We start from the raw sequence: 13,273 nt of genomic DNA, 5'->3' as shown, positions 1-13,273 counted from the left end.
GGGATCACCATTGTTGTTGTGTACAGCCGGTCTGTTGCCGGCAGTTGGGGGCGATCCTAGACGCGTTAGCTTTCAGCCAGCTTTCGTTGGTAAAACAGTTGGTGGTGGGAAGATGTACGGTCTTCAGGTGTACACATTGCAAATGTGGGAGGGGGCTTGCTCCCACATTGGAATGTGTTTATCCCGTGTACTTCAGGGCAGCTCAAGGCCGCCCGCTGCTTTGTGCAGTTTGCGCAGGTGTTCACCCACCTGCTTTAGGTTGGCTTCACACGCAGCAATTTCGGCCGCGCGGGACGGATCCAGCAGCGCCCTCACCTCTTTATCCAGCTCGCCGGTGAGCGATTGCAGCTGCTTCTGGCGCTCGGCGCTTTCCGATTCCAGGCGCTTGGCTTCCGATGATTGCGGCAGGCCATAGCCACCGCTGCCCAGCAGTTCTGCGGGACGGCTGAGGAAGCCACTGTTGGCGAGGATCTGCTGCAGCGTGGCGTTGGCTTTCTCCATGCCGCCGTTTTTCAGCTCGCGTGCACCGAGGTAGCGTTGCTTGACTTCGTCCTGGGCCAGCATCAGCTGTTTGCGAAAGCTCGCCTGTTCCAGCAGCAGCAGTGCGGCGCTGGTGCGCAGGTCGGCCTGGTCAAACCACTGGCGGCGCTCTTCGGCGCTGAGGGACAGCCAGTCTTCAACCTGGGTCTGTTTGATCGGCAGGTGTTTGCGCAGCACGTCGAACATGGCCTGGTAGCGTTCGCGGAAGGAGTCGAAGTGATACCCCAGGCGCATGGCCTCGCGTTTGTCGTTGAGTACGCTGGTATCCGCCAGGCCGCGGGCTTGCAGCACTTCCAGCAGGCCATTCGGTGTGATGTTGTCCAGGCCGGTCAGCTGCGGGTTGGCGCTGCCGCTGCGCAGCAGTTTCAGGCTTTCGACCGCGCAGTTGTTGGACAGGAAGTAATAGTTGCCGTCATAGCTCCAATGCATTTCAGCGGCGTGCTCGACGGTGTCGTTGATCTCCTGGCGCGACAGTTTCAGCGGCACGGACGCCAGGCCGCGCAGTTCGGTCTTGGTGTATTCGTCAATCACCTGGGCCAGCGGCAGCACGAACAGCCGTGACGGGTACTTGCCCACCAGGCCGTCCCAGCTGGACAGCTGCACATCGCCGACGAAGGCGCGGTAGGACAGCACCAGGTGCTGGTCCAGGTCGAGCCGGCAGTCCGGCCCACGGGGGCGGCCCGGCGCGCAGATCACCAGGCGCAACATACTGTGGCCCCAGCGGCTGACCAGGTTCTGGTTGGCTTCGGCCAGCAGGTAGTCGATTTCGTAGACCCGCTCCGGGTCGACGTGGCCCAGGGGGGTCTTGGCGAAATCGTTGCCGGCGTTGAGGAACGCGTAGGTCTTGGCGCAGGTGTCTTGTTCCGGTGGGGCCCAGCCGAAGTGTTCCTTGTAATAGCGGAACAGCGCGGGGCGCCGGCAGGCATAGCTTGGGTCGAGGAGGAAGTACTCCATATTGACCGCTACGAATTCCAGCGGGCTGGTGGTTTCGTAGATATCCGGGCTGCGTGCGACCTGACGGTTGTGTTGTTCGCGCTCACCGCGACGGCCGACATATTGCGGCCAGCCCGCCAGGTCCAGCAGGCGCGGGTCATCGCTGAGGGTGAAGCGCCGGTCATTCTGGCCACGACATTGGTCGGGCAGGCCGATCAGGCCGGTGATGTTGTTCTGGCGGCTGCAACGCTGGATCAGCGCGCGTTCGTCCTTGGGCCACAGGCGCGCACGGTCATAGATGTGGGTCAGTTCGTGCAGCACGGTCGCGAGCATTTCCCGGCGCACGGTGCCGTGGGGGCGATTGGTTTTCTGCGTGGCGGCGCTGCCGTCGGTCAGGCTGTCGAGCAGGTTGCGGTTGAGGTCCAGCTCGGACACCAACGAAGCCTGGCCATAGGCATTTTCGGGCATCTTGTCGGTCCAGCCGACATCAATGCGCCGGTCCAACTGCTCGACGAAGCGCGGTGGCAGCGAACGCATCGCCTCATCGAGCAATGCCTGGCTGGCCTGCTGTTCGGCCGGGCTCAAGCCATCTGTCTTGAGCCGCAGTTGCAGGCTGGCCTGGGCTGCGCTGGCACACAGCAGCACAGTCCCGGCCAGGAGCCAGGCGACAAGGCGCCTCACAGAGCGAGGATAGCTTCGGCGAGGGTCTGGTCGCTGGCATCGCGCGCTTCCGGCAGGCGGGTGCGCAGGGTGTCGAAGGCGGCTTCCAACTGCGCGCCGCGGATCTCGCCGTTGGTGGCGACGAAACTGGCCGCGTCATCGTGGGCTTCGCGCACGACTTTGGAGTCGCGGATGGAGGTGGTGGTGTCCGAAGTGAAATCAATGGTGCGGCCAGAGGCGCGAACAATGATGTTACTGGTGGCCACCAGGGTATGTGCCTGGGCAACGTCGGCCAACAACAGCAGGCCAAGGGTGGCGGCGATCAGCGGGCTACGCATGGAATGACTCCGAAATACAAAGATGATTATTGGACGAGAATTGCCTGCGCCAGTTCAAGGTCGCTGGCGTTAAGTTTTGGTTGGGTACGGCGCAGGTAATCCAGCGCGGATTCCAGCCGTGCGCCCCGCCATTGGCCGTCAGTGGCGATAAACGCAGCGGCATCATCCTGGGCCGCCACGACTACTTTCCGGTCGAAAGGCGCGGAGGTCACCTTGCTGGTGGCGTACGCACTCGCGACGGTACCTTGGATGGTCAGGTCGAAGGCCGAAGCCAATGGCGACCAGCTGGCACACAAACACACAGGGACAATTAGCAGGCGGTATGAAAAAGCCATGGGACTCGACAACTGAAAACGAGCGCCAAGGCTAGCGTAATGCCAGGGCGAGAGCCAGTGCGGCGGCATCGGGGAGCGACGGGCGCTCCCTTTGTGTCAACTCACTCAAATAGCCAGGATGGCTTGGGCCAGCTGTGCGTCAGTCGCGGTGTTCAGTTGCGGCGCCTGTTGGCGGATCTGGGCCAGGGCGCTTTCCAGCTTCACACCACGAATGGCGCCTTCGCTTGCGACGAAGCTGGCTGCGTCGTCACGGGCGGCGCGCACGACCTTGTTATCCCGCAGTGACGAAGTGGCATCGGAGGTGGCATCGGAAGTAGCCTTCAGTGCGCCGACGATGGAATCGGTGGTCACGATGAAGCTGGAGGCGCTGGCGTTGGTGGCCAGGGCCAGCAGGGCAGCAGCACTCAGCAGGCGAATACGGGACATGGGGTGACTCCTGTAGGTGAACGAATAAGGTGGCGCAGGGCAGCCATTGGGGATCAGACGCCTGTCCTAAACGGTTCGCCACGTTGTGGTTGGATATTAAGCCGCTGTTTATCCGTTCGGAAAGCTTCTTGACTGCCTAGTCTCGCCAGAACGGCTTGGACAGCTCGGCCATTCGGTCTCCCGGGCTGATGCCGACATCGGAGAGTTCTCGAAGATCGAGCTGCGCCAGTTGGCGGCGTTCGTAGGCGTGGCGGAGCCATTTGGCCAGCGTGGAAGCTGTCCTGTGTAACAGCCGTTTATAGAGAGAGGGTTGGGTGTCCATGGTGAGCGCCTTTCGTGAGGTCCTGGAACACCATGGTGGGCGAGTGGCTCTGACCGTTACAGATACACCAATGTTTAATTGTACTGCTTAACTGTTATATTTTTTGAACTGTACTGGTTTGGATGAATGGCTTCTGTTTGGACGGAAAGAAGGCTCGCCCGGAAAACAACAAAGCCCGCCTCCGGTTTCCCGGGGCGGGCTTTGTTTTGACAAATCAGTGCTGGCTGTGGACCCGGTGGGTCAGGGCCAGCGGGCGTCAATTAACGCCAGAACGGCTTGCTCAGCTCTTCGTAGCGTTGAGCTTCGCTGATACCGGCATCAGCCAGCAGACGCGAATCCAGACGAGCCAGTTGATGGCGGCTGGAGATGCGGCGCTGCCACAACATCAGGTTGGCGAGAACGCGCAAAGGCAGGGAAGCCTGGGTGTTTACAGCTTTTTCTTCGAAGAACAGTTCGGAACTGAGTGTACGTTCCATGATGACATCCTTCCGCTTGTGGCGGGATTAGGTAGTGGTTTAACTGATGCCAATGATCCTCCTCCGGCGCAAGACTCTCTAGATACAGTTCACCTGTATTGTGAGGGGCCAGTTAACTGTTTATAGGCGCTGTACTGTACGGAAATGGGGCAACTGTACTTGTCCGCACTGAAATAGTGCGAAATAAGCATTTTGTGACGTGAGTGTGGGAATTTTCGGTAGGAAATGACCGGTACAGCAGTACAGTTTTTTCAAGAAGTGAGGGGTGTGGCATCGAGCTGACGAAACTGTGTTTGCGTCAGCTCGAATCTGTATCAATCAGGCCTTGAGCATATGCCCGGTTTCTTCCAGGTTAATGTGCCAACTCAGTGCTTCGCGCAGGATGTGGGGGGTGTGGCCACCGATAGCGCAGGCCGAGTTGAAGTAACTGTTCAGCGCATCGCGGTAGGCCGGGTGCACACAGTTGTCGATGATCACCCGGGCCCGCTCCCGTGGCGCCAGGCCCCGCAGGTCGGCGAGGCCGACTTCGGTGACCAGGATGTCGACGTCGTGTTCGGTGTGGTCCACATGGCTGACCATCGGCACCACGCTGGAAATCGCGCCGCCCTTGGCAATCGACTTGGTGACGAAGATCGCCAGGTGCGCGTTGCGCGCGAAGTCGCCGGAACCGCCGATGCCGTTCATCATCCGCGTGCCGCAGATGTGGGTGGAGTTGACGTTGCCGTAGATGTCGAACTCCAGCGCCGTGTTGATGCCGATAATGCCCAGGCGCCGCACTACTTCAGGGTGATTGGAAATTTCCTGCGGGCGCAGCACCAGCTTGTCTTTGTAGTGCTCCAGGTTGCCGAACACGTCGGCATTGCGCCGCTCCGACAGGGTGATCGAGCTGCCCGAGGCAAAGCTCAGTTTGCCGGCGTCGATCAGGTCGAACGTCGAGTCCTGCAACACTTCCGAATACATGGTCAGGTCTTCGAACGGCGAATCGATCAGGCCGCACATCACTGCGTTGGCAATGTTGCCGATCCCGGCCTGCAGCGGGCCAAGCTTGTTGGTCATGCGCCCGGCGTCCACTTCCTGCTTGAGGAAGTTGATCAGGTGGTTGGCGATGCCCTGGGTATCGCTGTCGGGTGGTGTCACGGTGGAGGCTGAGTCGGCCTGATTGGTGATCACGATGGCGACGATCTTCTCCGGCGGGATCGGGATCGCGGTGCTGCCGATGCGGTCGTCGACCTTTACCAGCGGGATCGGCGTACGGGTTGGCCGGTAGGTCGGGATATAGATGTCGTGCAGCCCTTCCAGATTCGGGTTGTGTGCCAGGTTGATCTCGACGATCACCTGCTTGGCGAAAATCGCGAAGCTGGCGGAGTTACCCACGGACGTGGTGGGCACGATATGGCCTTGTTCGGTGATCGCAACGGCCTCGATGACGGCTATGTCCGGCAGCTTGAGCTGGTTGTTGCGCAGTTGCTCGACGGTTTCCGACAGGTGCTGATCGATAAACATCACTTCGCCGGCGTTGATCGCCTTGCGCAACGTGCTATCGACCTGGAACGGCATGCGTCGGGACAGCACGCCGGCTTCGGTCAATTGCTTGTCCAGGTCGTTACCCAGGCTGGCGCCGGTCATCAGGGTGATTTTCAGCGGGGACGTCTTGGCGCGTTCGGCCAGGGCGTGGGGCACGGCCTTGGCTTCACCGGCACGGGTGAAGCCGCTCATGCCGACGGTCATGCCGTCCTCGATCAATGCGGCGGCGTCTGCCGCACTCATGACCTTGTTCAACAACGAAGGCAAGCGGATACGATCACGGTACATGAATTGTTATCTCAGGCTACGGAAGCAAGGTGGGCAGTGTAGTGATTTCAAAAAGTTTCGGCCCGCTACCATGGTCGAATGCGGGGCAGCGATTTAGAGCCTTTGGTCGGGTTTCATGGGGTAATAAAAAACCCCAGCCTACTGGAGGCCAGGGTTTCGGGTATTGCTCTGGCGCAGTGTTATTCGACGGCCTTGACCATGTCTTCGATGACCTTCTTGGCATCACCGAAGACCATCATGGTCTTGTCCAGGTAGAACAGTTCGTTATCCAGCCCGGCATAACCACTGGCCATCGAGCGCTTGTTGACGATGATGGTCTTGGCCTTGAACGCTTCCAGGATCGGCATGCCGGCAATCGGCGAGTTGGGGTCGTTCTTGGCGGCCGGGTTGACCACGTCGTTCGCGCCCAGCACCAGCACCACGTCAGCCTGGCCGAATTCGGAGTTGATATCCTCCATCTCGAACACCTGGTCGTAAGGCACTTCCGCCTCGGCCAGCAGGACGTTCATATGCCCAGGCATACGGCCGGCCACCGGGTGGATCGCGTATTTCACGGTCACGCCACGGTGGGTCAGTTTCTCGGTCAGTTCCTTCAGGGCATGCTGTGCCCGTGCCACTGCCAGGCCATAGCCTGGAACGATGATCACGGTGTCGGCGTTGGTCAGCAGGAAGGTGGCGTCGTCGGCCGAACCGGACTTCACCGGGCGTGCTTCTTTAGAACCCGCTGCAGCGCCGGCATCCGGCGCATTGCCGAAACCGCCGAGCAGTACATTAAAGAAGGAGCGGTTCATCGCCTTGCACATGATGTACGACAGGATCGCACCGCTTGAACCCACCAGCGAACCGGCAATGATCAGCATCGAGTTGTTCAGCGAGAAGCCGATGCCCGCCGCTGCCCAGCCGGAGTAGCTGTTAAGCATCGACACAACAACCGGCATATCGGCGCCGCCGATTGGGATGATGATCAGCACGCCGAGCACGAACGCCAATGCCAGCATCAGCGCAAAGGCGGTGAGGTTGCCGGTGAACATGAACCCCAGGCCCAGGCCCAGGGTTGCGAGGCCGAGTACCAGGTTGATCTTGTGCTGGCCGCCAAACTGTACCGGTGCGCCTTGGAACAGGCGGAACTTGTACTTGCCCGAGAGCTTGCCGAACGCGATCACCGAACCGGAGAAGGTAATTGCGCCGATGGCCGCGCCGAGGAACAGCTCCAGGCGGTTGCCCGCCGGGATCGCATCGCCCAGGTGTTTGACGATGCCCAGGGACTGTGGCTCGACCACGGCGGCAATCGCGATAAACACCGCGGCCAGGCCGATCATGCTGTGCATGAAGGCGACCAGTTCGGGCATCTTGGTCATTTCTACGCGCTTTGCCATGATCGAGCCGGCGGTGCCGCCGACCAGCAGGCCGACGATCACGTAGCCGATACCGGTGGTGGCCAGCTCAGCGCCGAGCTTATAGATCAGGCCCACGGTCGTGAGTACCGCCAGCGCCATGCCAAGCATGCCGAACAGGTTGCCGCGTCGCGACGTAGTGGGATGCGACAGGCCTTTGAGGGCCTGGATAAAGCAGATCGACGCGATCAGGTACAGCGTCGTCACCAGATTCATGCTCATTACTTCGGCGCCTCTTCTTTTACTTTCGGGGCTTTCTTCTTGAACATCTCCAGCATCCTGCGAGTTACCAGGAAACCGCCGAACACGTTCACGGCTGCGAGGGCTACAGCCAGGGTGCCCATGGTCTTGCCCAGTGGCGTAACGGTCAGCGCTGCCGCGAGCATGGCGCCGACAATTACAATCGCTGAAATGGCGTTGGTCACTGCCATCAACGGTGTGTGCAGTGCGGGCGTTACGTTCCAGACCACGTGGTAACCGACATAAATCGCCAGCACAAAGATGATCAGGTTGTAGATACCGGGGGAGATAAGCTCTTCCATCGTCTGAATCCCTGCTTAGGCGTTTTTGCGGATGACTTGGCCGTCGCGGCACATGAGGCACGCGGCGACGATGTCGTCTTCGAGGTTGATTTCAAACTGCCCTTCCTTGTTGAAGACCAGCTTCAGGAAGTCCAGCAGGTTGCGCGCATATAAAGCTGAGGCGTCGGCGGCGACGGCACCGGCCAGGTTGGTTGGGCCGCAGATGATCACGCCGTTTTCCACCACGGTTTGATCGGCGACGGTCAGCGGGCAATTGCCGCCCTGGGCTGCGGCGAGGTCGATCACCACCGAGCCGGGTTTCATCTGCGCGACGGTCTCGGCGCTGAGCAGGGTCGGTGCCTTGCGGCCCGGGATCAATGCGGTGGTGATGACAATGTCGGCCTGCTTGGCGCGTTCGTGCACCGCCAGGGCCTGGCGCTGCATCCAGCTGGTCGGCATTGGGCGTGCATAACCGCCGACGCCGACGGCGCATTCACGTTCTTCATCTGTCTCGTAGGGCACGTCGACGAACTTGGCGCCGAGCGACTCGATCTGCTCTTTTACCGCAGGGCGCACGTCGGATGCTTCGATCACCGCGCCCAGGCGTTTCGCCGTGGCGATGGCTTGAAGGCCTGCAACACCGGCGCCGAGGATCAGCACGCGCGCGGCTTTGACCGTACCGGCGGCGGTCATCAGCATCGGCATGAAGCGCGGGTAATGATGGGCGGCGAGCAACACGGCTTTATAACCGGCGATGTTGGCCTGGGAAGACAGCACGTCGAGGCTCTGGGCCCGCGAGGTACGTGGCGCAGCTTCCAGCGCAAAGGCAGTGATGCCCTGCTCGGCCAGCTTGGCAATGGTTTCGTTGCTGAACGGATTGAGCATGCCCACCAACACGGTGCCGCTTTTGATCAGCGCCAGTTCGCTGTCGCTGGGGGCGACCACCTTGAGAATCAGCTCGGCGCCAAACGCATCGCCGGCACTGCCAATGGTCGCGCCTGCCGCTTCATAGGCACTGTCGACGATGCTGGCCTTGAGGCCTGCGCCGCTTTGAACAGTGACCTTATGGCCCTGGCCGATCAGCTTCTTGATGGTTTCCGGGGTGGCAGCCACCCGCGTTTCACCGGTCTGGGTTTCGAGAGGAACACCAATGTGCACGTCAAATCTCCTGCATGATCTTTTTGCTTTTGATCTTTTTGTAAAAAGGCCAGTGCACCGCGAGTGGCGCAGCTGGGGCGGCCGATCAGCACGATCCCGCTGAAATGACAGCGGGGCGCGGCATTTTGCAGGCGAACTTTACGGCCTTCAAGGGATTATGACGGGTGACGAAAAATTAACTACAAGTCACCCTGTGACTGATTGTCGCAAGGGTCTGAAATAACCTCTTTAAATACAGGTATTTAAAGGGCTTCAGCTGATTCGGGTGTTTTTTTCCATCGCTGATATGAATAGTCGGGCATTGGCTGATAGGCGTCGCTACAAGCCACGAAAAACATGGCTTTAAGCCTTGTTTCAGGCTCACAGGTACAGTCTGCTTAAATGCGACATATACGTATATCTGTAGGCTTTAGATTTAGCTGACTACAAAGTCAGCATGTGAGATTTGTCCTTTAAATGCTGGGGCTGTAGCGCTGCGATTGGTCTATCAACCAGTCTCTGAACGCGTGCAGTGAAGCTGATTCGACTTTTCTGTCAGGAATCATCAGGTAATAAGCCTTCGAACTGGTCAGGGCCTGCGGGCTTGCGATCACCAGTCGCTGCCCGTCCAGTTCTCGCTGGATAAGGAATGGCGGGATCAGTGCAATACCCATGTCATGCATGGCGGCTTGAGACAACATCGAGAATAGCTCGTAACGTGGGCCTGTCATGTCGCGGGGCACGTTCAGTTGCTGGGCGTTGAACCATTGGCGCCAGGCGTAAGGGCGGGTGGTCTGCTGCAGCAATGGCAGTTCTGCAATCTCCTGGGGGGTGAATCGCCCAAGTTCGCCCAATAGTCGCGGGCTGCACACGGGGACAGGATTTTCTCCCATTAGCCTGTGGGATTCGGTGCCGGACCAATCGGCGTCGCCGAAGTAGATTGCTGCGTCGAACTCTGTGTCGGCAAACAGAAAAGGACGCGTGCGGTTAGTCAGGTTTACCGTCACCTCTGGATGCTGTCGTTGAAAGTCCTTGAGGCGAGGGATCAACCATTGCGTACCAAACGTGGGTACTACGGCCAGTTCAATGGTGTTTGCGCCTTGCTGCCCCATGACGGACAGGGTATCGCGCTCCACGGCGTCCAACTGGGTGGCCACGCGACGGCTGTATGAAAGTCCCGCCTCCGTCAGCTTTACCCCGCGCCGTGAGCGCCGAAACAGCTCGACACTTAAAAACTCCTCCAGGCTGGCGATCTGTCGGCAAATGGCGCCTTGGGTGATGGAAAGCTCATGCGCCGCCTTGGTAAAGCTCTCGTGGCGGGCTGCCGCTTCAAAACTGACAAGGGCGGTGGTGCTGGGAATTTTTCTGCGCATATACCTTGTCCTCACATAAAAAGTGCAGCTGCACCGCTTGTAGGCATTACGGAGTGAGAAATTAGCACAAGCTTATGCAAAAACCTCGTTTGCTCTCCCTGTCTGCCCGGCCTAGGCTCCATGCACGACTTCTGATTTTTCTTTGCGAGGACTCATTCATGGCTGGCAAGGCAAGCTTCAACTGGATCGATCCACTGCTGCTGGATCAACAGCTCACCGAAGAAGAGCGCATGGTGCGTGACAGCGCTGAGCAATTCGCCCGGGACAAGCTGGCGCCGCGTGTGCTCGAAGCCTTTCGCCATGAAAAGACCGATCCGGCGATTTTCCGTGAAATGGGTGAGACCGGTTTGCTGGGGGCGATGATTCCTGAGCAGTACGGGGGCAGTGGTTTGAGCTACGTCAGCTACGGCCTGATTGCGCGTGAGGTTGAGCGCGTCGACTCCGGTTATCGCTCGATGATGAGTGTGCAGTCGTCACTGGTGATGGTGCCTATCAATGAGTTCGGCACCGAAGCGCAAAAGCAGAAGTACTTGCCGAAATTGGCCTCGGGCGAATGGATTGGCTGCTTTGGTTTGACCGAGCCTGACCACGGTTCCGATCCCGGCGCGATGGTTACTCGTGCACGCAAAGTGGATGGCGGCTACAGCCTGACGGGCGCAAAAATGTGGATCACCAATAGCCCGATTGCGGACGTGTTTGTGGTGTGGGCCAAGGACGACGCTGGGGATATTCGTGGGTTTGTCCTGGAGAAAGGCTGGAAGGGCCTGAGTGCGCCGGCGATTCACGGCAAGGTCGGCCTGCGCGCCTCCATCACCGGTGAGATCGTGATGGATAACGTGTTTGTGCCGGAAGAGAACATTTTCCCGGATGTGCGCGGCTTGAAGGGCCCTTTCACCTGCCTGAACTCGGCGCGCTATGGCATCTCCTGGGGGGCTTTGGGGGCTGCAGAGTTTTGCTGGCACACCGCTCGCCAGTACACCTTGGATCGTCAGCAGTTCGGTCGGCCATTGGCGGCAACTCAATTGATCCAGAAGAAGCTGGCCGATATGCAGACCGAGATCACCCTGGCGCTGCAAGGCTGCCTGCGTCTGGGGCGTATGAAGGAAGAGGGAACGGCCGCGGTTGAAATCACATCGATCATGAAGCGAAACTCGTGCGGCAAGTCCTTGGACATCGCGCGTATGGCACGGGACATGTTGGGGGGCAACGGCATCTCCGACGAGTTCGGGGTGGCGCGTCATCTGGTGAACCTTGAGGTGGTTAACACCTATGAGGGTACCCATGACGTGCACGCCTTGATTCTGGGGCGCGCGCAAACCGGTCTTCAGGCGTTCTATTAATAGGAGAACGGCATGGGCGCGCTTTCGCATCTGCGGGTATTGGATTTATCGCGAGTGTTGGCAGGCCCTTGGTCCGGGCAGATCCTTGCGGATCTTGGGGCTGAGGTGATCAAGGTCGAGCGACCTGGTAGCGGTGACGATACGCGCGCCTGGGGGCCGCCCTTCCTTAAGGGCGTGGATGGCGAGAACACGAGTGAAGCGGCGTACTACTTGTCGGCTAATCGCAACAAAGAGTCGGTGACTATCGATTTTACACGGCCGGAGGGGCAGCAACTGGTGCGAGATCTGGCGGCCAAGTCCGACATCTTGATCGAGAACTTCAAGGTGGGTGGACTGGCGGCGTATGGGTTGGACTACGAGTCGCTCAAGAAGGTGAATCCGGAGTTGATCTACTGCTCGATCACTGGCTTCGGTCAGACGGGCCCTTATGCCGCCCGGGCGGGGTATGACTTCATGATCCAGGGGTTGGGTGGGCTGATGAGTCTTACCGGCCGGCCGGAAGGTGATGAGGGCGCCGGACCGGTGAAGGTGGGGGTTGCGTTGACTGACATTCTCACTGGGCTCTACTCGACAGTGGCGATCCTGGCTGCGCTGGCGCATCGGGATCATGACGGGGGTGGGCAGCATATCGATATGGCGTTGCTTGATGTGCAGGTGGCTTGTTTGGCTAACCAGGCGATGAACTACCTGGCCACGGGAGCGGCGCCAAAACGACTGGGTAATGCTCATCCGAATATCGTGCCTTATCAGGATTTTCCTACGGCCGATGGCGATTTCATACTGACCGTGGGTAATGACGGGCAATTTCGCAAGTTCGCCGAAGTGGCTGGGCAGCCGCAGTGGGCGGATGATCCGCGGTTCTCTACTAATAAGGTGCGGGTAGCCAACCGCGCTGAGCTGATTCCATTGATTCGCCAGGTTACGGTCTTCAAGACGACGGCTGAGTGGGTGTCACAACTGGAGCGGGTTGGTGTACCTTGTGGGCCGATCAATGACTTGGTCCAGGTGTTTGCCGATCCTCAGGTAAAGGCACGAGGGCTGGCGATACAACTGCCACATGCGTTGGCAGGGATGGTGCCGCTGGTGGCCAGTCCGATTCGGTTATCCAAGACGCCTGTGGAGTACCGTACTGCGCCTCCTTTGTTGGGGCAGCATACGGCCAAGGTGCTGCAGGATGTGTTGGGGTTGGGCTTGGCGAATGTGAAGGCTTTAAAAGAAGCGGGAGTCATCTAGGGGGAGCTCTTCTATATATAGAGGAGCATGTTTTGGTGGTTTTTTAATCAACTTCAGTAGATTGATAGGAAAACCAAATTAATGGTTGACGGCAGATTCTGGACGTCTATAATTCGCCCCACTTCCGGCGCAGTCGAAACGTAAAACTCCTTGCTAAACAATGAGTTATTCAGAATAAGGCAGCGGATTGCTTCAGTTCATCGAAGCCCAGAAGGAGTTGATAGAGTCGTGTTGTTTGGCACTATTAACGATTCGATCTTCTCGGTCGAAAGCGCAGAAAAAGAGGTGTTGACAGCAGCGTGTAACGCTGTAGAATTCGCCTCCCGCTGACGAGAGATCGGAAGCGCAAGTGGTTGAAGTGGTTGAAGTTGTTGAAGAAATCTTCGAAAGCTTCTGAAAATAATCACTTGACAGCAAATGAGGCTGCTGTAGA

Annotated in this window: 13 protein-coding genes; 2 read left to right on the top strand and 11 right to left on the bottom strand. The window is 58.9% G+C overall.

Features of this window, described 5'->3' with window-relative positions; genetic code table 11:
• Positions 1-192 precede the first annotated feature (192 nt).
• From AC07OP_RS09040 to AC07OP_RS08990, 11 genes are all read right to left on the bottom strand, one after another.
• Complete coding sequence (locus AC07OP_RS09040) at positions 193-2,154, bottom strand: DUF7844 domain-containing protein (RefSeq protein WP_141156402.1); 1,962 nt, start codon at positions 2,152-2,154, stop codon at positions 193-195.
• On the bottom strand, positions 2,151-2,471 hold the full coding sequence (locus AC07OP_RS09035) for a DUF2388 domain-containing protein (protein ID WP_027608008.1): 321 nt from the start codon (positions 2,469-2,471) through the stop codon (positions 2,151-2,153). The genes AC07OP_RS09040 and AC07OP_RS09035 overlap by 4 nt, the downstream gene beginning before the upstream one ends.
• Positions 2,472-2,497: 26 nt before the next feature.
• Positions 2,498-2,806, bottom strand: a complete 309-nt coding sequence (locus tag AC07OP_RS09030) for a DUF2388 domain-containing protein (RefSeq protein WP_027608007.1) — start codon at positions 2,804-2,806, stop codon at positions 2,498-2,500.
• 105 nt (positions 2,807-2,911) lie between these two features.
• Complete coding sequence (locus AC07OP_RS09025; RefSeq protein WP_027608006.1) at positions 2,912-3,232, bottom strand: DUF2388 domain-containing protein; 321 nt, start codon at positions 3,230-3,232, stop codon at positions 2,912-2,914.
• A gap of 136 nt (positions 3,233-3,368) precedes the next feature.
• Positions 3,369-3,554 (bottom strand): DUF1127 domain-containing protein, encoded by a 186-nt coding sequence (locus AC07OP_RS09020; RefSeq protein ID WP_027608005.1) that lies wholly within the window; start codon positions 3,552-3,554, stop codon positions 3,369-3,371.
• A gap of 260 nt (positions 3,555-3,814) precedes the next feature.
• Entirely contained in the window at positions 3,815-4,030 is a 216-nt protein-coding gene (locus tag AC07OP_RS09015; RefSeq protein ID WP_003187413.1) for a DUF1127 domain-containing protein, read from the bottom strand.
• A 318-nt stretch (positions 4,031-4,348) separates the two neighbouring features.
• Complete coding sequence (gene scpC, locus AC07OP_RS09010) at positions 4,349-5,842, bottom strand: succinyl-CoA:acetate CoA-transferase ScpC (RefSeq protein ID WP_115488283.1); 1,494 nt, start codon at positions 5,840-5,842, stop codon at positions 4,349-4,351.
• Positions 5,843-6,021: 179 nt separating this feature from the next.
• Positions 6,022-7,458, bottom strand: a complete 1,437-nt coding sequence (locus tag AC07OP_RS09005; protein WP_495109908.1) for an NAD(P)(+) transhydrogenase (Re/Si-specific) subunit beta — start codon at positions 7,456-7,458, stop codon at positions 6,022-6,024.
• Positions 7,458-7,778: an NAD(P) transhydrogenase subunit alpha part 2 gene (locus AC07OP_RS09000; RefSeq protein WP_003187417.1), complete on the bottom strand. Its 321-nt coding sequence runs from the start codon at positions 7,776-7,778 to the stop codon at positions 7,458-7,460. The genes AC07OP_RS09005 and AC07OP_RS09000 overlap by 1 nt, the downstream gene beginning before the upstream one ends.
• Positions 7,779-7,793: 15 nt before the next feature.
• Positions 7,794-8,915 carry a Re/Si-specific NAD(P)(+) transhydrogenase subunit alpha gene (locus AC07OP_RS08995; protein ID WP_115488281.1) on the bottom strand — a complete coding sequence of 374 codons (1,122 nt, stop codon included), beginning with the start codon at positions 8,913-8,915 and terminating at the stop codon, positions 7,794-7,796.
• A gap of 452 nt (positions 8,916-9,367) precedes the next feature.
• Positions 9,368-10,267 carry a LysR family transcriptional regulator gene (locus AC07OP_RS08990; RefSeq protein WP_495103282.1) on the bottom strand — a complete coding sequence of 300 codons (900 nt, stop codon included), beginning with the start codon at positions 10,265-10,267 and terminating at the stop codon, positions 9,368-9,370.
• A 158-nt stretch (positions 10,268-10,425) separates the two neighbouring features.
• Here AC07OP_RS08990 and AC07OP_RS08985 point away from each other — a divergent pair, with 158 nt between their 5' ends.
• Together AC07OP_RS08985 and AC07OP_RS08980 are read left to right on the top strand one after the other, a co-directional pair.
• Positions 10,426-11,607 carry an acyl-CoA dehydrogenase gene (locus tag AC07OP_RS08985; RefSeq protein WP_495103283.1) on the top strand — a complete coding sequence of 394 codons (1,182 nt, stop codon included), beginning with the start codon at positions 10,426-10,428 and terminating at the stop codon, positions 11,605-11,607.
• A gap of 12 nt (positions 11,608-11,619) precedes the next feature.
• On the top strand, positions 11,620-12,840 hold the full coding sequence (locus AC07OP_RS08980; protein WP_495103284.1) for a CaiB/BaiF CoA transferase family protein: 1,221 nt from the start codon (positions 11,620-11,622) through the stop codon (positions 12,838-12,840).
• The last annotated feature ends 433 nt before the right edge of the window (positions 12,841-13,273 follow it).

The organism is Pseudomonas sp. GW821-FHT09D08, from assembly GCF_059416305.1.
Note: the sequence above shows the minus strand (reverse complement) of the source record. Positions and strands in the feature narration are given on the sequence as shown.

Excerpts from the sequence above, each read along its gene's own strand:
- AC07OP_RS09035 (WP_027608008.1), bottom strand. The coding sequence starts at position 2,471 with ATGCGTAGCCCGCTGATCGCCGCCACCCTTGGCCTGCTGTTGTTGGCC.
- AC07OP_RS09030 (WP_027608007.1), bottom strand. The coding sequence starts at position 2,806 with ATGGCTTTTTCATACCGCCTGCTAATTGTCCCTGTGTGTTTGTGTGCC.
- AC07OP_RS09025 (WP_027608006.1), bottom strand. The coding sequence starts at position 3,232 with ATGTCCCGTATTCGCCTGCTGAGTGCTGCTGCCCTGCTGGCCCTGGCC.
- AC07OP_RS09020 (WP_027608005.1), bottom strand. The coding sequence starts at position 3,554 with ATGGACACCCAACCCTCTCTCTATAAACGGCTGTTACACAGGACAGCT.
- AC07OP_RS09015 (WP_003187413.1), bottom strand. The coding sequence starts at position 4,030 with ATGGAACGTACACTCAGTTCCGAACTGTTCTTCGAAGAAAAAGCTGTA.
- scpC (WP_115488283.1), bottom strand. The coding sequence starts at position 5,842 with ATGTACCGTGATCGTATCCGCTTGCCTTCGTTGTTGAACAAGGTCATG.
- AC07OP_RS09005 (WP_495109908.1), bottom strand. The coding sequence starts at position 7,458 with ATGAGCATGAATCTGGTGACGACGCTGTACCTGATCGCGTCGATCTGC.
- AC07OP_RS09000 (WP_003187417.1), bottom strand. The coding sequence starts at position 7,778 with ATGGAAGAGCTTATCTCCCCCGGTATCTACAACCTGATCATCTTTGTG.
- AC07OP_RS08990 (WP_495103282.1), bottom strand. The coding sequence starts at position 10,267 with ATGCGCAGAAAAATTCCCAGCACCACCGCCCTTGTCAGTTTTGAAGCG.
- AC07OP_RS08985 (WP_495103283.1), top strand. The coding sequence starts at position 10,426 with ATGGCTGGCAAGGCAAGCTTCAACTGGATCGATCCACTGCTGCTGGAT.
- AC07OP_RS08980 (WP_495103284.1), top strand. The coding sequence starts at position 11,620 with ATGGGCGCGCTTTCGCATCTGCGGGTATTGGATTTATCGCGAGTGTTG.